Origin of the sequence: Mesorhizobium sp. M0870 (assembly GCF_040319775.1) — a bacterium.
Classification (GTDB): Bacteria; Pseudomonadota; Alphaproteobacteria; order Rhizobiales; family Rhizobiaceae; genus Mesorhizobium.
In genome coordinates this window covers 173,154-192,077 of the sequence record NZ_JAMYOI010000012.1, presented here as the reverse complement: position 1 = coordinate 192,077, position 18,924 = coordinate 173,154, and the positions used below count along the sequence as shown (strand labels likewise).

Genomic DNA, 18,924 nt, shown 5'->3' with positions numbered 1-18,924 from the left:
GCACCGGAAGGCCCTTGACCTTGGTCAGCGACAGCATGACGTTTTCCAGGGCTGTGTGGTCGGGAAACAGGTTGAACTGCTGGAAAACCATGCCGACACGCCGGCGCAGTCTCTCGGGCTTCATCGCCAGGATGCTCGCGCCATCGAGCAACACCTCACCACCCTTGGGCTCGACCAGGCGGTTGAGACAGCGCAGCAGGGTCGACTTGCCCGAACCTGATGGGCCAATCACGCATGTGACCGTGCCAGGCTTGACTGCCAGGCTGACGCCTTTGAGAACATCGAGATCGCCGTAGGCCATGTCGAGATCGGTGATGGCAAGACTGCCGCCCTTGAAGCGGGGCAGCGCGGAGCCGGCATCAGGGCCGGCCCGCGAAGGTGCACTGCCGGTGGTGCCCTCCAGTTCGCTCACTTCGGCAAGGCCGCTGATGACGAGGGCAGCCTTTTGCTTTCCGGCTCGCAGCGAGTTGTCGATGTAGTTGACCACATGGGTCAACGGCACAGTGATGACGAGATAGAAAACGCCGGCCAGAAGCAATGGCGAGAGGTTTCCCGTGACCACTGCCTGGTCCTGACCAACACGGAAAATCTCGCGCTCCGAGGCGAGCAGACCGAGGAAGTAGACAAGGCTTGAATCCTTGACGTTGCCGATGAACTGGTTGACCAGGGCCGGCAAGACGCGGCGGATGCCTTGCGGTATCACGATCAGGCGCATGCCTTGGCCGTAGCTCATGCTGAGCGCCCTGCAGGCCTCCATCTGCCCGCGCTCGACGCTCTGGATGCCCGAGCGAAAGATTTCGCCGATGTAGGCGCCGGCGATCAGGCTCAGCGCAAGAATGCCGAGCGGAAAGGGCGAAGGCCCGAAGATTTCACGGCCGATGCGGGCAAATCCCTGGCCGATCAGCAGGATGGTGACGATCGCCGGCAGGCCACGGAAAATATCCGTGTAGACCCGGGCGGGAATGCGCAGCCAGCGCGATTGCGAGATGCCCATGACCGCCAGGATCATGCCGAGAATGACACCCAGCACCGTCGAGGCGGCGGCGAGGATCAAGGTGTTCTTCAATCCGATCGTGATCATGCTGGGCAGCACGTCCGCCATGGCCTGCCAGTCGAGGAAACTGCGCCGCAGGTTTTCGAGCCAGTTCATTCGCCCTCCTTTCGGTTGCGCTATCCGCATCGTCCGCATCAAGGACGGTAGCCCGGGTTCGGCCGCCGGCATTAAATGCCGGCAGCCGGGTGCGGTTTACTTCTTGGGGAGATACTGGTCGGGCATCGGCGAGCCGGGGAACCACTTCTCGTAAAGCGTCTTCCAGGTTCCGTCCTGCATGGCCGCGTGAAGAGCGGAGTTCAGAGCATTGCGGAGCTTGTCGTTGCCCTTGCGCAGGACGAAGCCAGCCGGCGCGTCAAAGGAAGGTATATTGACCGCGACCTTCAGGTTCGGATAGCGAACGCCATAGTCCTTGGCGGCCTCGTAATCGAGGAAATGAGCAGCCACGGTTCCGTTGTTGAGTGCTGAAACGGCGGAGTTGTTGTCGGGGAACTTGACGAGATCGGTTCCGACGAAGTTCTTCGCCGCGTAAATTTCCTGGAGCGTGCCTTGCACCACGCCGAGGCGTTTGCCCTTGAGCCCCTCCGCCGACGTGATGGCCTTGTCGGCGGTAAGCACAGAGAGATAGCCTGCAAGATACCCGTCGGAAAAGTCGACGGTCTTCTTGCGTGCTTCCGTCGTGCCGATTGCCGCGACCGCTATATCAAAGCGCTCGTTGGCAACAGAAGGCATCAGCGCCGAGAATTCCTGGCCGGTGAAGATCACCTGGTCCGGCTTGAATCCAAGGCGGCTCGCGACGTTGCGGAACAATTCGATGTCGAAGCCAGTGAACGTGCCATCGGCCTGGGTGAAGGCGTAGGGTTTGGCATCGCCCATGGTCCCGACGCTGATTACTTTCGCATCAATAAGACCATAGGGATTGTCATCCGCGGAGGCCGCTCCCGAAACCAACCCGGCGCCGACGCACATCGCCATAAGCGCCATTGCGCCGGTCCTGACCGGCGACATCAACGATTTGAGAATTTCTGTCCTGCTCATGTCTTATCTCCACTCTGAAGGTCTGTTCTTATTGATATTTGCGTGGGGCTCGCCATCTGGCGCCTGACCGCACCCCGTCGCAGCATCCGCCGCGTCGTCATGACTCTTGGTCTGCCCTTTCAGAAGAGACCGGTCTCTTATTGCGTGAGACCGGTCTCTTTGGTAATCGTTATCGTCAGATTGACCTTCCGTCAACAACTCTTGTAGTCGTTCATCCGATGAAAAAAACCGCGCCCAAGACCCAGTCGATAACGGTCAGCGATGTCGCTCGCGCAGCGAACGTGTCGAAAGCGACAGCTGCGCGCGTGCTCGGCGGATACGGCGTCGTCAGCGACATGATCCGGGCCGATGTCATGGCTGCGGCCAAGGCTCTGGACTACCGTGCGAACGAGCTCGCCCGCAGCATGACGACCGGCCGCTCCGGCATCATCGGGGTGGTTGTCGGCGATATCGAGAACCCGTTCTTCAGCCTCGCGGTACGCGGCATCAGCGACGCGGCAAAAGCAGCCGGGTTCAATGTCATCCTGGCCAACTCCGGCGAAAAGATCGAGGCGGAAAAGGCAGCCGTGAAGTTGCTGATCGGCAAGCGTGTCGACGGGCTGATCGTCACGCCATCGGAATCGCGCGACATTGCGCATTTGCGCGATATCCACCGCTCAGGCCGACCGCTTGCCCTGCTGGATAGGGCGCTGCCGGATCTGGATGTCGATACCGTCACGATCGACGATCACGGTATTGCCATGCAGGCGACCCGCTGTCTGGCGGAAGCCGGCCACCACAACATCGCCTATGTGACCGCGGTCGATGCCGAAGGCCATGACTACCGCGATCTCGGGCAGATCTACACCTCGTCGGTCCGCGAGCGCATCGACGGTTTCCTCACCGTGTGCCGAGAGGCCGGACTTGATCGGCCAGAACGCTATGTTCGCCTTGGCGCAACAAGCCCCGCCGAAACGCGCAGGATTGCAGGCGAGATGCTGTCCGCGCCGGATCGGCCGACGGCGATCCTTGCCTCGGACAGCGTCATTGCGCTGGAAATCTTTAAGGTGATCCGCGAGCGCGGCCTGCGGGTTCCCGACGACATTTCGCTCATCACCTTCCATGATGCGGACTGGACGAGCGTCACCACTCCGCCCATTACCGTCATCGACCAGCCGGTTTACGCGCTTGGCAAGAGCGTCGCGGAATTGCTCATCCGGCGATTGAAGGGCGAAGTTCGACCGCCCGAACGGCTCATCTTGCCGACCGCCATCATTGAACGTGGATCCGTCGGCCCGCCCGCAAATGAAAGGCCGCAAGGGCGCCAGGCAAAGGCCTGACGGCGACACGACCCCATTGAAATACGCGAACGCAACAAGGCGAAGCTCGACGCACTCCCGCTTTCACACTTATGGGATCGATCAAGCCCAGCAAACACCCTGTTCGCAATGCTGCGTCCACCCTCATGGCGACCGGCACGTGCCGGCTCATGGTTTGAAGAGCGAACGCCCAGCCGCATCGAAGATGTGGAGATCGGCCGGGTTTGCATTCAGCCGCAGCTTTGCCCCACGCTTGACCTCGACATTGCCGGGCAGCTTGGTCACCAGCGGCAGGTCGGCGCGACCGGTGTCGACATAGACCAGCTGAACCTCGCCGAGCTGCTCGACATAGTCGACCGTCCCCTCGAACAGATAGTCAGCGCCGCTGGCGATGATCAGGTCTTCCGGCCGCACGCCGAAGCTCACCGCAGCACCCTTCGCCGAAGCAGGCGTTGCGATCGGTACGGTTGCCTTGCGTCCGCCGACATGGCTGACGACGGTCGGATTGCCGGTCTTTTCGATGGTCGCGGGCAGGATGTTCATGGCCGGCGAGCCAATGAACTGGGCAACGAACAGATTGCCGGGCTTCTTGTAGAGATCCATCGGCGTGCCGACCTGCTCGATATGGCCGTCCTTGAGCACCACGATGCGGTCGGCCAGCGTCATCGCCTCGACCTGATCGTGGGTGACGTAGATCATGGTCGTGTTGGGCATCGATTCCTTGAGCTTGGCGATTTCGATGCGGGTGGCGACGCGCAGCGCGGCGTCGAGGTTCGAAAGCGGCTCGTCGAACAGGAACACCTTCGGATTGCGCACGATGGCGCGGCCGATGGCGACGCGCTGGCGCTGGCCGCCTGACATCGCCTTGGGCAGGCGGTCGAGATATTTGGTCAATTGCAGGATCTCGGCGGCCTGACGCACACGGCGGTCGATCTCGGCCTTGTTCTCTTTGCCGATCTTCATCGAGAACGCCATGTTGTCATAGACGGTCATGTGCGGGTAGAGCGCGTAGGACTGGAACACCATGGCGATGCCGCGCTTCGACGGCGGCACGTCGTTCACCACTTCGCCGGCTATTCTGAGCTCGCCGGAGGTGATTTCCTCGAGCCCGGCGATCGACCTCAGCAATGTCGACTTGCCGCAGCCCGACGGGCCGACGAAGACGATGAACTCGCCCGACTTAATATCGAGGTCGATGCCGTGGAGAATGTGCAGATTGCCGTATGATTTCCTGATTTGCCGGAGGCTCAGATCTGCCATTGTGCTCCCCTCGATTGCGTGACGATGAGCCAGATGCCCCGGCTACTTCTTGCGCCTGCCTGGCTTCAGTGCCGCCAAAAGATTGGTGATCCTGCCCGCCTTGCGGTTGCCGATCTCGGCCTCGTTTTTGTGGCGCACCGCGGCGCGGACAAGTCTGGCGCCGAGATAACGCAAAGGCTCGGGCGGCAGCGACATGCGCCGCTCGATGCCGACCAGACCGCTTGCGCTCCAGCGATCCTTTCGCTCGAGCACGAGGCTGGCCAGAATGCGTCCGGCGATCGGCGTCTGCGCGATGCCGGTGCCGTTGAATCCCATGCCGTAGAAAATGTTGGGATGATCGCGCAGGTGATCGAAGACAGGAACGTGTTCAGGCACGCAGTCGATCGGCCCCGACCAGTCATATTCCATAGCCACACCACGCAGCGAGGGGTAGACCCGATGCAGCTCTCGCATATTGTCGCGGCCGTGCTCGGGGCTGCGGTTGAAGCTGGCGCCGAAATTTCCACTGAAGGCGACGTTGCCGCTGCCACGACCGAAGACCACCCTGCCCCCGACGGTGCGCTGGTAGTAGAGCACCTGGGCCTGGGAATCGCAGATCGAGGCACCGTCGCGCCAGCCGATGCTGTCGAGCAGTTCGGGGACGGCGGCAGTGGCAATCACCTCGCTGGCGACGACATAAAGATGTCGCCGCAGTTCCGGCAGCGCCGAAAGCCAGGCGTTGGCGGCAAGCACGATTTTGTCGGCCCGTACCGCGCCATGCGCCGTGCGCACCGTGCATGTCGTGCCGGGTTCGATGGCGAGGACCGGGCTGCGCTCGTGGATGATGACGCCGCGTGCCAGTGCCAGCTTGCGCAATCCGATGGCAAGTTTGGCGGGATGGACCGTGCCGGCAGTGGTCTCGACGACGCCGACATAGGAGGCCGATGAACCGGTGCGGCGTTGAATGTCCTCGGCTGTCAGCGGCCTGAAACGGTTTTCTGCAACAGCCGCCGTCAAGGCGACGGCGTTCTCCCAGGCGCCTTCCTGCGCAATGGAGCTTGCGGTCCACAGCCATCCGTCCAGCCTCAGGTCCATGTCTATGGTGCCATTTTGCTGCAGCGCCTTCAGCTCCGCGATCGATGCCACCGTGTCGGCGCAGAGCTGGCGCGCTTCCTCGAGACCGACGACCGCACTGATCTGGTCGATTTCGGCGAACCATGAATGGACCTGACCGCCGTTGCGCCCCGAGGCCCCCGATCCGCAGAGATCGGCTTCAAGGATGATCACCCGCGTTTGCGGCGCCAGTTCAAGGATCCGCAGCGCCGTCCACAGACCGGTATAGCCGCCACCGACGATCACCACGTCGGCGCGCTCGTCGCCTCGCAACGGCTCGGTCGCAGGGGCGACGGCAATGTCCTGCAGCCAAAACGACCGGTCAGATGCAAGCGCGACCGCAGGCTGCCGCAAACGAAGTGTACTCACGCTTGGGCTCCCTGCGCATCGACAATGAAGCTGGCATATTTGGCCGGCAGCCAATCGGGTATGGCACGCGGTGTCTGGGGAAACCCGCCAAGATGGGTGCAGGTCTGCGCCGCGGCGATCGACGCGCTGTGCAGTGCCTCCAGGGCGCCAAGGCCGCCGAAACGGAAGCCTGCGAGGAAACTGGCAATGAAACTGTCGCCGGCGCCACACGTATCCACGACATCGACAAGCGTTGCCGGCGCATGCACGACATTCGTGCCGTCGTCGAAGTAGGAGCCGCGGCGGCCACAGGTCAAAACCACCTGCCTTGCGCCGGCAGCCCTGAGCGCCCCGAGCGATGGCTCTATGGAAACATCGACATCGTCCGAGCCGGACGCAAACAAAAGCGGGACGCCGTTGAGGGGCAGCGCCAGATGGGCGGTCGATAGATCAATGCTGAACGGCACATGGTCCGCCACCAGTCGCTGGACAAGGTGCTTGTTGGCGTTGGTGCCGAGATGCACCCAGTCGGCCGCGGCGATGACCGCATAGTGCGCGGGCGCCGGCATGTAGTTTTCGCCGACACCGAAGGATTCGTGCAGGAACTTCCGGTCGCCGCATTCATCGCGCAGCAAGGTGACGGCCGTATCGCCGGGACGCCGTTCGACATCGTCCCGCGATAGGCCGGCACCTGCCAGCTCGGCAAGCACCACGTCGCCTTCGGGATCGTTCCCGACGGCCCCGAAATAGCGCGCGGACCAGCCGTTGCGCCGCCATTGCGCCGCAACATTCAAGGCGTTGCCGCCCACCGTCATCAAGTTGTTGGTCAAATAGACATCGAGGCAATTGTCCCCGACGGCGACAAGCTTCTTCGACGTCATGCCGGCACCGTTGCGCGATCGAGATAAGGCGCGATGGCGCCAAGGCAGCGTGTCCAGGCTTTTATCGGATCGAGCGCGTAGGAGCCGTTGCCGAACGGCTCGAAGGTGAACTTTCCGGCATAGCCGAGGCGCGCGAGTTCGCTGACATAATGGCCGAGCGGCAGCGTGCCCTCCCCCCACACCAGATGCCCGCCTGGCGTGCCATCGACCAGATGAACATGCGCCAGCCGCGAGCCGAACAGGTCAACATAGCCGGCCACGGTGTCGCCGGCCGTGGCCATGGCGACAGTGTCGAGCACGACATCGACGTTGCCGGCGCCCACCTCATCCAGCATTTGGCGCAGGCCCGCCGCATCATTGACGAGGTTGCTCTCGAACCGCTGCAACGGCTCGAGCAGGCAGCGCACCCCGTTTGCGGCGGCACGCCGGGCGATCTCGCCGATCGCGTCGACCGCGCGGTCCCATGCCGGTTGCCGGGGTTGGCTCTCGTAGCCCCGGCCAGGCGTCAGGAAGAGATAGCGGGCGCCAAGCGCCGCGCAGATTTCGGCCGCACGGCAAAACCGCTCGATGCTGTCCTGGCGCAGTGCGGCGTCTCCGGAGGCGATGTTGATTGGGTACAACACCTGCTCTGGGGTGAAGCACCAGGCCGACAGCTCGTTGTCGGCAAGCACCCGGCGAACGGATTCGACACGAGCGCCCGTAGCATGGAACAGGTCCAGATGCGGGGCAATCCCCCACAGCTCGATCTCGCGCATGCCAAAGTCGCGGATCGTCCTGGCGACCTCATCGAAGGGGATGTGCTGAAAGCTGAAATTGGCTCCGATCAGCTGGTGGGCAGCGAGCTGCGGCATGAAGGCTCCTTTCGGGAATTGTTATTTGCCGATGCCTTCGGCCAGGCCACGGATGAAGTAGCGTTGCGCGGCAAAGAACACGATCACGATAGGCAGGGCCGAGATCGTCATGGCCGCGAACACCACGGCGTAATTGGTCCCGTGGGTTGCCATGATCGACGTCAGTCCAACCGGCAGCGTCTGCACATCCGAGCCGCTCGTGAAGATCATGGCGAAGAGATATTCGTTCCAGGCGAACAGGACGTGCAGGATGACGCAGGAGATGATGATCGGCCGGCACAGCGGCAAGGTGATGCGCCAGAAGATCTGACCCTCGCTGGCGCCATCCATCGTCGCCGCCTCGTCGATGTCTTCAGGCAGATCCAGCATGTAGGCGCGGATGAGGAAGGTGGTGAACGGCACCCGGAACGCCGTGTAGAGAATGATCAGCGCCCAGTAGGTGTTGTAGAGACCGAGCGCCTGCAACATCTTCACCAGTGGAATGATCGCCACCGTGGGGCTCAGCATCAGCCCGCCAAGAACGATGGCGATAACCAGCGGCTTTGCCGGCATCTTCGTGCGGGTCAGGCCGAAGGCCGTCCAGGCGCTGATCAGCACGGTGCATATGGCCGAAGCGACGGTCACCAGCACCGAGACTGTTACATAGCCACGCACGCCCTGGTTCCACGCCTGCACGTAGTTGTTCCACGCCCAATGGGTGGGCAGGGAGAAGGGATCGCCAAAGATCTGCGCATTGTCCTTGAAGCCGCTCAGCGCCATCCAGATCAGCGGATAGATGACGACGACACCGAGGCAGACCAGGAACGAATAGAGCAATGTCCTGGCGATGACCGACCACACATTGACGTGCCGGCCGCGACCGGCTGCGATCGTTGCGCTCATAGCTGCACCCGGCGGCGCTTGGTGTACCAGAGCTGTGCCGCACCTGTGAGCATGGTCAACATGAAGATGACGGCGGCAATCGCCGCGCCATAGCCGAAATTGTCCTCGATAAAGGCCTTCTGGTAGAGCCACGTGCCCAGCACCTGGCTGCTGTTGTTGGGCCCGCCCGCGGTCATCACCATGACCTCGTTGAACACCTGGAACGCGCCGGTGATGGTGACGATGATCATCAATCCCGTCATTTCCCGGGTCAGCGGAAAGGTGATGCTCCACAGGCGGCGAAGCGGACCGGCGCCGTCGATCGTCGCGGCGTCGTAGAGGTCGCGCGGGATCTTCTGGATGGCAATGGCAAACAGCAGCGTCGAATAGCCAAAACCCTGCCATTGGCTCATGGCAATGATGGCATAGATGGCGGTGTGCTCATTGCCGAGCCAGGGCATGACGAGCTGGCTGAGACCAACACGGCTGAGGGCTGCATCCAGCAAGCCGATCTGCGGCTGGTAGATGAAATAAAACAGCAGGCCGGTCACCGTGATCGAGATGGCCGACGGCACGAAATACACCGCGCGCCAAAGGCGGCGCCAGCCATCGCTTTTCAGGTCCTCGATGATGGCCGCCAGCAGGAACGCGCCGAAGACCTGGAAGATGACGGAGATGATGGCGTAGAGGCAGTTGTTCCACAGCGCCAGCAACACGACCGGGTCATGCAGCAGCCGGTCGTAATTGGCGAGGCCGACACTGGTGACCTCGCCGGTGTAGATGTCCTGGTCGGTGGTGCTGACGATGAAATTGTCGACGATGGGATAGTAGACGAACCAGCCGATGAGGATGAGCGCAATCGCGGCCCACCGCAACGACAACAGATTGGCGAAGCGCGCCCGCCGGCTCTTTGGCCGTTGCGGCCTGGCGACGCCGCCAATCTCGGCGCCGGTGTCCACTGTGTCCCAGGCCCTTGACATGGTTTGCTTTATTTGGCCGCGGATGCGGCTTTGCGCACCTCGTCCATCACTTGCTCGGGCGTCATCGAGCCGCCCGCCAGCGCCTGCAGGCTGGACAGCCAGACGGCGGCGACGCGCGGTGGGTTGGCCGTATCCAGCCAGGGCATGAGGTATGAGGCGGCGTTGATATCCTTGAGGCCGTCGACCACAGCCGCGCTCATGTTCGATTCCGAGGCGCCGCCGATGGTGGCGCTCGGCTGGCCATAGGGTGGCGCGGAAAGCACCTGCGCGTTTTCCTTCGAGGTCACGAACTTCATGAATTCGATCGCCAGCGGGATGTTCTTCGACGCCGCATTGATCATGTAGCCCTCCGGCGCGCCCTCGATAGACTTGGGGTCACCCTTGGCGCCGCCGGCCACCGGCAGCCGGAAGAATCCGAAATCGGCGGGCTTTAACGCTGACTCCGGCGTGGCGGCCTGATCGAACTCGATGATCTCCTGGTAGTACATGGCCGACTGCGCGTTGGTGAAGGCCTGGAGAGCCGAGGCATAGGATGTGCCGTTGACGCCGGCGCCATCGGTGCAGCGCTCGACAAGCTGGCTGAACTGCTTGAGTGCTGCGATATAGCCCGGATCGCTGTATTGGGCGGTGGCCGGATCGAAGTCCCGTTCCAGCGTTGCCTGCGGCACGTTGTAGGCGAGCAGCTGGCCTGCAAAGTGTATTGCCGGCCAGGCCTCCTTGTTGCCGAAGGAGATCGGTGTCGCGCCGGATTTGCGGATGGCGTCGCAGTTGGTCAGCAATACCTCGAAAGTGGCGGGTGCCTTGAGGCCGAGCTTGGCGAAGATCTGCTTGTTGTAGCCCATGAACTTGGCGTCCTGGTAAAGCGGAATGCCATAGAACCTGCCGTTGTATTCGAACGCCTTGACGGCGGCCGCAGACAGCGACTTGCCCCACTCGGTATCGGGACCAATGACGGGCGTGAGATCAACGGCGCGATTGCCGCGCACGAAATTGCCGCCCCAGCTGCCTGTCCAGGAGAAATAGATATCGGGCAGCGAGTTGGAAGCGACCAGCGTCTTGGTCTTGCCCTTCACGCTGTCGTCGCTCTCCTGGATAAGTTCGACCTTCACATCCGGATGGAGCTTTTGAAAGGCCTGCGCCAGGTTGACGAAATAGGGTGACAGCTGTTGCAGCCCGAACTTGGTCAGGACCGACAGCGTGCCGGTGTATTCCACCTTGGCGGTGGGGTCGGCCGCGACAACCGGCGAAGCGGCGGAACTGCCGCCTATCGACAATCCCAATGATGATACAGCGGCCACCGTGACCGCCACGACTTGCAGCGAACGTTTCATAGATAGCTCCTTCAGAGGTGAGAGGGATCAATATTCAACGCGTTTGTAGTAGCGACGGGTGGTCAGCGGGTGGTTGCGCAGCACCTCGAGATGGGCGCTCAGCCGCTCGAGCAAGGTGGCGAGCAGAACCGGCGAGATCATGCCGCGGACTTTTGCGGAGATGCCCGGCAACTTGACCGAGGCCGCATCCAGCGTGCGAACGCGGTCCGTGTAACGCCTGGCGAAGTTCTCGACCCGGTCGGTCAAGGGCCGAAGGGCATCCTCGCCCTTGAACACGAAAACGCTGACGCCCGGCTCGACCAGCTCGAGCGTACCGTGGAAGAAGTCGGCGGCGTGCACCGGGCGGGTGCGAATCCACTGCATCTCTTCGAGGATGCACATGCCGTAATAGTGTGCCTGCGGCCACACCGAGCCGGCGCCGGTGAAGATGTGATAGGTGTCGTCCTTGATCGTCTGGGCCAGTTCGGCCGCCTTGTCCTCAAAGGCAGCCTTGGCGTCGGCAAGCAGGTCCGGCAGCAGTTTGAGTTCGGCGACAGTGCCATCAAAATCATCGTATTCGCCGCGCTCTTCCAGCAGGGCCAGGACGATCAGCAGCGTCTGAAGGTAGAAGGATTCCGACGAGGTGTCGTCTTCGGCGAAGTTCGTGAAATTGTGGTCAGCCTCCCGCGCGATCGGCGTATCCGAATGGCCGGTAAGCGAGATCGTGCGCACGCCGCGTTTTTTCAGGAAGGCCATGAGCTCGACGCCTTCCTTGGTCGTGCCCGACAAGGACGGGATGACCACCACGGCCTTGCTGTCGAGACCGGCGGGCGGATCGATCACGACCTGCGCCGGATAGGCACCGCTCACCGGGAATGTGGAACAGCGCTGCGCCAGCTCGATCGCTGGCAAGGTTAGAAGCTGCACGCCGCCGGTGCCCATGAAAAACAGCCGCTCGACGCCGTCCGCCCGCAGTGTGCGCATCAGTGAGCGGACCTCACCTGCGACGGCGACGGCCCCGCTTTGGATCTGTACGAAGCGGTCCCTATCGAAGTTCAGCATGACGTTTTCCTTGTATTCGCATGCGACAGGCCTCTGCCTCGCTTCAGGCATCGGTGTGCCGTCCAATTCGTTTTTCCGTTGTGAGATCGATCTCACAAGCAATAATGGGCACGCAATTTCGCCAATGGCAAGTCCTTGAGACGAAATTTTCCGGAAATGAGGAATCGCCGATTAGCGCATGGTACGCCGGGCAACCGATCCGCGCACGATCAAGCGAGTCTGAAATCGGGTACGCCGCGGTGCAATCTTTTTGCCGGCCAGCCGCTCCAGCAGGTATCTGGCAGCGAGCGGTCCGATCTCTGAGATGGGTTGCGCCACGACCGTTATCTGCGGATCGGTGAAGGTGGCGAGATTGAAGTCATCGAATCCAACCACCGACACATCATGGGGAATCGAGAGCCCCATTGAACGCAGGCCAAGAAGCGCGCCTTGCGTCATGAGGCTGTCAACCGTGAACAGTGCGGTTGGACGATTGCGCCGGCTGAACATGCGGATCGTGGCTTCGATGGCATGCTCGACGGTCGAGCGCGATATGCCGATGAGCGCTTCATCGATTGCGATCCCATGCGACTGGAGTGAGTTTTGGTAGCCAGCCAGGCGCTCCTGTGCCGTGAAGATGCGTGACTCGTCGCGCAGAAGACCGATTCGGTCGTGACCATTGCTAACGAGATAGTCCACTGCCTCGCGCGCCCCGCCCTCGTTGTCGACGACGACGCTGTCGCATTGCAGATCCTTTACCACGCGGTCGATGAGCACGATCGGTGCGCCTTCGCGTGCCAGTTGCACGATGTGCTCGCTGTCGGTCGCAGACGTTGGGGCAAGGATGAAGCCACGAATGCTGAGCGAGCGCAGGCTCTCAAGCAATTCTTTTTCCTGTTCTACATTCTCCTCGCTGCTGGCGATAAGGAGATTATGGCGGTGCTTGCGCAGTTCCACCTCGATGTCGTGAGCGATTCGGGCGAAGAAAGGGTTCTGTATGTCGCCCGGCACGAAGCCGACGATCGGCAACTGTCCACTGCGCAGGGCCTGGGCAACGAGGTTCGCCCGATAGCCCAGTCTTTCCGCCGCCGCCAACACGCGCAGCGCCGTCTCGTCACCAACGTAGCCATAGCTGTTGAGCGCCCGAGCAGCTGTCGCGCGCGATACGTTGGCTGCGGCAGCCACGTCTTTGAGAGTGATCCCCTTCTGCGTCACGGCTCATCCTCTTGCGACCTGCACATTGCGTCAGATCACCATCCCGGCTCGTATTGGCTGGCATCTTTGTGCGGCATATCGGCTGATTCGCAAACTGCGAACATAGCAGGCGCGATTTCTTGCGATCCTTTTCCACGCCTCGCATCTCTTCAATCCGTGTTGACGAGTGACGGGTTGGCGCAAGACCGAAGTCAGTCGCTGCCCTGTCGCACGGTCTCTACCGCCAACGACCCACCACGTCACCTCCGGGCCAGAGGACGGCGACGGCGCGCGCCGGGCCATGCAGATCGCGATTGCCCAGGCAGGGATTTCGCCACGCGAGGTTCGTCATCTCAATGCGCATGCGACCTCAACGTCTGTCGGCGACCTGGGTGAGATCGAAGCGATCAAGAGCGTGTTCGGGCGCGATTTCGCGATAGCTGTCAGTGCCACGAAGTCGGCGACCGGACATTTGCTCGGAGCGGCCGGTGGGCTTGGTGCGATCTTCGCAATCCTGGCGCTCAGGGATCAGGTCGCCCCGCCAACCCTCAACCTGGGCCAGGCCGATGCGGCCGGCGACGGAATCGACTTCGTCGCCAACGCACCCCGGCCCATGGAGATGGAGTACGCGATCTCCAATGGCTTCGGCTTTGGCGGCGTGAATGCCAGCGCCCTGTTCAGACGCTGGAACTAACCGGTGGCCAGACGTAGCCATGACCAACGCCCTTTGCCACGGCCTCTCATGCTTTTCCCAATCCGATCCAACGCAAAGAAGGATATGATTTCCATGAACAAGACCAATCCCGGCGTCGCCTTGGTGACAGGGGCATCATCGGGTATCGGGCGCGCTACCGCCGACGCCTTGCTAGGCGCCGGCTTTCGCGTCTTCGGAACCAGCCGTCGCACGGCCTCCCGGCAACCCGCCGGCGTGACCATGCTGACCTGCGACGTGACCGACGACGCGTCCGTTGCGACGTGACCATCACCGCCTCCACGGAAGGCGACAGCGTTCCAACTCGCGTTGGAAATCCGTGTTCCGAACACAAACAAAAAAGCCCGCCACCTCTCGGCAGCGGGCAGTGTAGGTCCCTAGGATCACCCCGCGGTAGCCAACGTACACCCGGCCTCCCCAAAAGGAAAATGTTAGATATTGCTGATGGATGATTCGCCGACTTGTTCGACTGAGCGCCTTTGGCTAGTGGCGAAGCGATCCCGGTCCTTGTTTATGGGCCATCAACTTGATGTGGTCGGCTGCTTCATCTGCGGTGTCAAAGGGCGTTGCTGTGGTCGTCCCATCAGCGGCCAGTATCACAGCCAGGAACGGAAGGCCGATCAGGGGCGGTGCGTAGACAACGAACGCTGGGCGGGCTTTTTCATCGCCCATTTAGCACGATTGTTGGCCAGTCGGAACCCGCTACCCCATTCACGGCAGCAGCGGGCGTGTCCAAAAGAGGACGTGCCGGGACGGGCGGTCCCTGCAAGCCATTAGCATTGCCTGATGTTCCATCAGAGGTGGGCCCGCACGCTTGGGGACGATGCGGGCCCGGCCGAGGGTTGGCTCGACCAGCAGCGCGCGGAGGCGCTGCCGCCATGGGAACCAGCCTTGAATTAGCAGGTTCCGCTGATCTTCAAAAAATGAGCCCGCCACCTTTCGCCGGACAATTTCCTGCGCAGATCATCTAGACTAAGCTTCATGTCTTGGTTGACATCGCGCATTCCATCAGCAGCGCTGAACTTGTTGACTCCGGCCTTCGGGAGCGCGTAAGTCGTGGCTCGCGCCCCCGCGTCCAGGGCGCGGTTTTTACCGACAGAGGTGCCAAAGTGGACGTCAAATATACCAATGCTCGTGAACACTTCTTCACTGCGATCCGGTCGTTAGCAGCCTCCACGGACAGCATTCAGGCGAGGCTGATTGAGGCAAACGTAAACATCCTGAACGTCACGATCGATGAATTCGACGGCGACCGCGAACTCAAAATCAAATTTGCAAAATTGCTGGACCTTCTGGCGATTGATCAGGATGACTTGGAAACGGTCGCCGTTGAGAACGCGGCGCACATGACTGACTTCGAAGCTGTGAAGGTTGCTGATCTGATCTGCGATTTCTATTACGAGATCACCTAGGTTCGTCGTGTGGCCACCTCGCTCTACACCAACCAGCAACCGACCTCAGCCCTCTCCAAGTAACAGTGACATGTAACCCCATGTATCTTGCTCTTGACGCTTGCCCCCGCTATGTTCGGGATTGGACGCGGTGTGGTCGACGGGAGATGGGGGCATCACTCGTACGGCCCGGGCTCAGGCAAGCTACCGCGTCCGCACGCTTTCCATGTAGGCCGTTACTGCCCGTCCGGGCGCTCCCGCCGAGCCGGCGGGCTTCCCGTTAAGACGAGATCAGCTCAGTCCGACGTAGCCGGACATGTCTGCTCGTGGCGGCGATCTGCCCTTCCCGAGAGAGGGTGACAGTTCATTCCGGAGACATGGTTACACTTTCGGCCCTTTGCAAGGAGAGCAAGGTGCCTTGGAAGGAGTGTAACGTCATGGAAGAGCGGCTGAAGTTCATTGCCCGGCTGCTGGACGGCGAGAAGATGGCGGTGCTTTGCCGCGAGTTCGATATCTCGCGCAAGACCGGCTACAAGATCCTCACACGCTACAATGACAGTGGCCTTGAGGGGCTGACGGATCGATCACGCCGACCCCCGCCACGCCAATCAGCTTCCGTTTCAAATCGAGAAGCTGATTGTGCGCCTCAAGCAAGACAAGCCGACCTGGGTGCGCCAAAGATACGCGAACGGTTGGCCCGGCTGTATCCTGACGTTCACCGGCCTGCGATCTCGACGGTGCATGCGGTTCTCGACCGCCATGGCCTGGTCGAGCGCCGCAAGCGAAGGCGCAACAGGGCGATGGGAACACCACTTTCAAACGGCTATCGGCCCAACGATCTGTGGTGTGCCGACTACAAAGGCGAGTTCATGCTCGCCGATCGGCGCTATTGCTATCCGCTGACGATCACCGACTTCGCCAAGAGATGCTGGCAGCGGTGCGCCGGCCTTGCCCTCAACGCCGTCCCATAGCGCCTGCCGCTTTCGGCAATGAAGGTGGGAGAGTTGAAATCAGCCGTTCAGCAGATCAGCGGTCTATCCGCTCGCATTCATCAAGTAGGCCACCAAGCTCCAGGCAGAGATCGACGCGGCCGAGGCTGTTGGCCTTGTCGTCAATCCCCATGCGTCGGTTGTAAGCCGACACGGTGTCCTTCAATTGGGACACCCGCCGGCCTTGTGACCGCTGGAATAGGCGAAACCCGCGATGCAAACACTTGCGGTGATTGCAACGGCGGCAGTCTTGGAGTTCATTGGCATTCTCGCCTTCGAATCGACTTGGGGAGCGATCAATGGAAGGACAGTTTGACTGAAATAGCGGCGCGGCTCCAGATGCTCTGGAAGGTTTGGGCTCCCGCAATCGGCCTCGGCGTTGCCGCCGCCATCGGGATGATTTGGACCGTTTATCTGCCGATAGTTGGGCTTCGCCATCTGCTCGGGTACAATTAGACCTAACCTCTATGGCCCAAAATTCTTAGCCTAACTGATGGCTTCACCTAGCACGCCACCCACCACAATGTCGCGCCGCGCTGTCTGTGTGGCGAGCCCGTCCACCGCCGCAACGACCGTTGGGTGATCGAGCACAAGCGTGCCCTTGGCTTGCAAGGCCCGGACGTGAACACCAACTGCGCCCAGCTAATTTAGCTTGCGGCGAGCTCAAGACCCACACGCAGGACTTGCCGAGGATCAGGAAGGCCAAGCGTCAGCAGGCCCGGCACGAAGGCACAAAAAAGCCGGCGCGAGGTTTTCAGACCCCGGCCGGCGTGTCGTTCGATTGGAAGGCTCGGCGGTACATCCAAATCCGAAACTCGCGGGGGGCCTGGCATGCGAATAGCCGGGACGTTGCGCTTCCATTAGCTTGAGCGCATATTTCATCGGCCTGTGAGCCTACCCGTAAGCTGGTTGGGCGGCGACTTTGGAGGTGAACCATGCCCATGTATCTCTCCCGATTCAGCTATACGCCCGAGACATGGGCGCGCTTGATCCAAAATCCCGAGGATCGACGCGTCGAAGAGACGATGGAAGCCCTTGGGAAGGCGAAGTCCATCCGGTATCGCCCGCCGGCATCGTAGAGGGCATCCCAGAGTCTAGCCAGCGCGCGTTCCGCACCCCCGCCGTTTGTCGACATCCTTCGCCAGATCCAAGACCATTAGCTTTGTCCTTGGCGGTCAGCCTCTCACCCCTTCTTCGCAAAAGCCCAGACCATCAGCGGGTATTCCTCGTCATTGCTCAAATCCCGCCACAGGCCGTAGGCGCGGACGGGGCCGCCGATATGGGCCTTGGCGCAGGCCTTGTTGCCCCAGCCGTGGACCTTGACGTTGGCTTCGGGGAAGCCGCCCTCGACCATCAGCTGCTTGAGGCCGGCGGGGGTCCATCTGTTGTAGTCGTGCGGCCTGGCGTGAACGCGAAACAGGAAAGGTGTCGCATCCGGATCGCTACCTGCTGTCCGCCTCGCCGTCGGCTCGAACAGGCCGCATCTTACCTCCGCAATGGGCGGGGCAATACTGCCGTCGGCGCGTTCTCACCACGGGCTCGACCCCGTTTTCCAATCGCTCATCCGGTGACCTGGAGCCAGGTTGAGGCAGCCATCCGTCCAGATGCCTTCACGATCGACCGTCCATTCAGGGCAGCCGTTAAAAAGGCGGCGTGAGCGCAGACCCCGCAAACCAAGATTCTCGCGCGGGGCAAAGACGGTGCCCGCGAACGATTGATCACATCATCCACTTGCCGGACGGTCGAGTTCAATCCAAGCTGGCGCATGATCACTCGGCTTTTCCCAGCCTCGCACGTCGGCGTCAATGCCGGCGTCACGCAACCTGTCCGAAAGTGATGGGCTGACCAGAAGATGATCCATCCGCAGGCCGGAGCTTCGATCGTAGCCGCCCTGGTAGGCGAAGTTCCAATAGGTGTAGACGCCTTTCTCCGGGTGGGTGCGGCGGACGCCATCGATCCAGCCGCCATCAAGCATCTGGGCATAGGCTTGCCGGCTCTCCGGAAAATAGACTGCATCGCCCAGCCAACGTCCCGGCACCACGGCATCGATCGGGGTGGGCACGACATTGTAGTCGCCGCAGAGAATGCTAGGGATATCTTCCCTGAGCAGCAGCTGGCCGTAGCTGATCAGGCGGTCGAACCAGCGCAGCTTATATTCGAATTTCGGCCCAGGAGCGGGATTGCCGTTAGGCAGGTAAAGGCAACCGACGACGATCCCATCGACCTCGGCTTCGAGATATCGCTGTGCGTATCATCAGGATCGCCCGGGAGCCCACGACGGCGCTCCAGCGGCTCTTTTCCACGAGCGAGTATGGCTACGCCGTTGTAGGACTTTTGCCCGTGCCAGATCGCGCCGTAACCGGCGTTCCTGATCGCCCCCGCGGGGAACTTCTCATCCGGTCTTCAATTCCTGAAGACACACGATGTCATAGTCGGTCTGACCGAGCCACTTGATGAGCACGGGCAGGCGACCGTTCACACCGTTGACGTTGAAGGTTGCGATACGGGTCATCAGGATCTCTCTCCAAAACCCTTCACGGTACTAACGTGAAAGGCTCGGCAATCGATCCCTCACCACGCTGCACAGGAAGTTGTCAGTCGCCATTGTAGGACTTTGCGGCCTCGCC

General features: G+C 61.5%; 18 protein-coding genes and 4 pseudogenes. 7 read left to right on the top strand and 15 right to left on the bottom strand.

Annotated features, from left to right (window positions below; translation table 11 throughout):
• Both NKH97_RS17040 and NKH97_RS17035 read right to left on the bottom strand, forming a co-directional pair.
• A partial coding sequence (locus NKH97_RS17040) for an ABC transporter permease subunit (protein WP_352761801.1) occupies window positions 1-1,150 on the bottom strand: 1,150 nt, incomplete at its 3' end.
• Window positions 1,151-1,246: 96 nt separating this feature from the next.
• Window positions 1,247-2,089: an ABC transporter substrate-binding protein gene (locus tag NKH97_RS17035; protein ID WP_352761800.1), complete on the bottom strand. Its 843-nt coding sequence runs from the start codon at window positions 2,087-2,089 to the stop codon at window positions 1,247-1,249.
• 218 nt (window positions 2,090-2,307) lie between these two features.
• On the opposite strand from NKH97_RS17035, the gene NKH97_RS17030 reads away from it, so the two are divergent.
• The gene (locus NKH97_RS17030) at window positions 2,308-3,408 is read left to right on the top strand and encodes a LacI family DNA-binding transcriptional regulator (RefSeq protein WP_352679897.1); all 1,101 of its coding nucleotides are present in this window, start codon (window positions 2,308-2,310) and stop codon (window positions 3,406-3,408) included.
• Between the two features lie 147 nt (window positions 3,409-3,555).
• Here NKH97_RS17030 and NKH97_RS17025 read toward each other — a convergent pair whose 3' ends face one another.
• The 9 genes from NKH97_RS17025 to NKH97_RS16985 all read right to left on the bottom strand — a co-directional run bounded on the left by NKH97_RS17025 (window position 3,556) and on the right by NKH97_RS16985 (window position 13,226).
• Window positions 3,556-4,647 carry an ABC transporter ATP-binding protein gene (locus NKH97_RS17025; protein WP_352798041.1) on the bottom strand — a complete coding sequence of 364 codons (1,092 nt, stop codon included), beginning with the start codon at window positions 4,645-4,647 and terminating at the stop codon, window positions 3,556-3,558.
• A 42-nt stretch (window positions 4,648-4,689) separates the two neighbouring features.
• On the bottom strand, window positions 4,690-6,108 hold the full coding sequence (locus NKH97_RS17020; protein ID WP_352760986.1) for an NAD(P)/FAD-dependent oxidoreductase: 1,419 nt from the start codon (window positions 6,106-6,108) through the stop codon (window positions 4,690-4,692).
• Complete coding sequence (locus tag NKH97_RS17015) at window positions 6,105-6,968, bottom strand: PfkB family carbohydrate kinase (RefSeq protein WP_352679833.1); 864 nt, start codon at window positions 6,966-6,968, stop codon at window positions 6,105-6,107. Before NKH97_RS17015 ends, NKH97_RS17020 begins: the two co-directional genes overlap by 4 nt.
• On the bottom strand, window positions 6,965-7,819 hold the full coding sequence (locus NKH97_RS17010) for a sugar phosphate isomerase/epimerase family protein (RefSeq protein WP_352679837.1): 855 nt from the start codon (window positions 7,817-7,819) through the stop codon (window positions 6,965-6,967). The genes NKH97_RS17015 and NKH97_RS17010 overlap by 4 nt, the downstream gene beginning before the upstream one ends.
• 21 nt (window positions 7,820-7,840) lie before the next feature.
• Window positions 7,841-8,701, bottom strand: a complete 861-nt coding sequence (locus NKH97_RS17005) for a carbohydrate ABC transporter permease (RefSeq protein WP_352679840.1) — start codon at window positions 8,699-8,701, stop codon at window positions 7,841-7,843.
• Window positions 8,698-9,660, bottom strand: coding sequence for a carbohydrate ABC transporter permease (locus NKH97_RS17000; protein ID WP_352760984.1), 963 nt, complete (start codon window positions 9,658-9,660; stop codon window positions 8,698-8,700). Before NKH97_RS17000 ends, NKH97_RS17005 begins: the two co-directional genes overlap by 4 nt.
• Before the next feature lie 8 nt (window positions 9,661-9,668).
• Window positions 9,669-10,991 (bottom strand): ABC transporter substrate-binding protein, encoded by a 1,323-nt coding sequence (locus tag NKH97_RS16995; protein ID WP_352798036.1) that lies wholly within the window; start codon window positions 10,989-10,991, stop codon window positions 9,669-9,671.
• Between the two features lie 27 nt (window positions 10,992-11,018).
• The gene (locus NKH97_RS16990; protein ID WP_352679849.1) at window positions 11,019-12,032 is read right to left on the bottom strand and encodes an SIS domain-containing protein; all 1,014 of its coding nucleotides are present in this window, start codon (window positions 12,030-12,032) and stop codon (window positions 11,019-11,021) included.
• Window positions 12,033-12,203: 171 nt separating this feature from the next.
• The gene (locus NKH97_RS16985) at window positions 12,204-13,226 is read right to left on the bottom strand and encodes a LacI family DNA-binding transcriptional regulator (protein WP_352760979.1); all 1,023 of its coding nucleotides are present in this window, start codon (window positions 13,224-13,226) and stop codon (window positions 12,204-12,206) included.
• Window positions 13,227-13,458: 232 nt separating this feature from the next.
• On the opposite strand from NKH97_RS16985, the pseudogene NKH97_RS16980 reads away from it, so the two are divergent.
• The 4 genes and pseudogenes from NKH97_RS16980 to NKH97_RS16965 form a co-directional block, all read left to right on the top strand.
• A pseudogene (locus NKH97_RS16980) lies at window positions 13,459-13,899 on the top strand (beta-ketoacyl-[acyl-carrier-protein] synthase II); the annotation flags it as partial.
• A gap of 93 nt (window positions 13,900-13,992) precedes the next feature.
• Window positions 13,993-14,178, top strand: a pseudogene (locus NKH97_RS16975) (SDR family NAD(P)-dependent oxidoreductase); the annotation flags it as partial.
• A gap of 725 nt (window positions 14,179-14,903) precedes the next feature.
• Window positions 14,904-15,329: a hypothetical protein gene (locus NKH97_RS16970; RefSeq protein ID WP_352760978.1), complete on the top strand. Its 426-nt coding sequence runs from the start codon at window positions 14,904-14,906 to the stop codon at window positions 15,327-15,329.
• A gap of 416 nt (window positions 15,330-15,745) precedes the next feature.
• Window positions 15,746-16,279 carry a helix-turn-helix domain-containing protein gene (locus NKH97_RS16965; protein WP_352798032.1) on the top strand — a complete coding sequence of 178 codons (534 nt, stop codon included), beginning with the start codon at window positions 15,746-15,748 and terminating at the stop codon, window positions 16,277-16,279.
• A gap of 55 nt (window positions 16,280-16,334) precedes the next feature.
• On the opposite strand, the gene NKH97_RS16960 is transcribed toward NKH97_RS16965, so the two are convergent.
• Entirely contained in the window at window positions 16,335-16,463 is a 129-nt protein-coding gene (locus NKH97_RS16960; RefSeq protein ID WP_352760975.1) for a hypothetical protein, read from the bottom strand.
• On the bottom strand, window positions 16,460-16,735 hold the full coding sequence (locus NKH97_RS16955; RefSeq protein WP_352760974.1) for a hypothetical protein: 276 nt from the start codon (window positions 16,733-16,735) through the stop codon (window positions 16,460-16,462). The genes NKH97_RS16960 and NKH97_RS16955 overlap by 4 nt, the downstream gene beginning before the upstream one ends.
• Before the next feature lie 497 nt (window positions 16,736-17,232).
• On the opposite strand from NKH97_RS16955, the gene NKH97_RS33325 reads away from it, so the two are divergent.
• Window positions 17,233-17,376 (top strand): GYD domain-containing protein, encoded by a 144-nt coding sequence (locus tag NKH97_RS33325; RefSeq protein WP_502895244.1) that lies wholly within the window; start codon window positions 17,233-17,235, stop codon window positions 17,374-17,376.
• A gap of 104 nt (window positions 17,377-17,480) precedes the next feature.
• Here NKH97_RS33325 and NKH97_RS16950 read toward each other — a convergent pair.
• Window positions 17,481-17,729, bottom strand: a pseudogene (locus NKH97_RS16950) (SAM-dependent methyltransferase); the annotation flags it as partial.
• Here NKH97_RS16950 and ligD point away from each other — a divergent pair.
• Window positions 17,610-17,954, top strand: coding sequence for a non-homologous end-joining DNA ligase LigD (ligD, locus tag NKH97_RS16945; protein WP_502895247.1), 345 nt, complete (start codon window positions 17,610-17,612; stop codon window positions 17,952-17,954). The pseudogene NKH97_RS16950 and the gene ligD overlap by 120 nt on opposite strands.
• Window positions 17,955-18,020: 66 nt before the next feature.
• On the opposite strand, the pseudogene xth reads toward ligD, so the two are convergent.
• A pseudogene (xth, locus tag NKH97_RS16940) lies at window positions 18,021-18,809 on the bottom strand (exodeoxyribonuclease III).
• Window positions 18,810-18,924 lie beyond the last annotated feature (115 nt).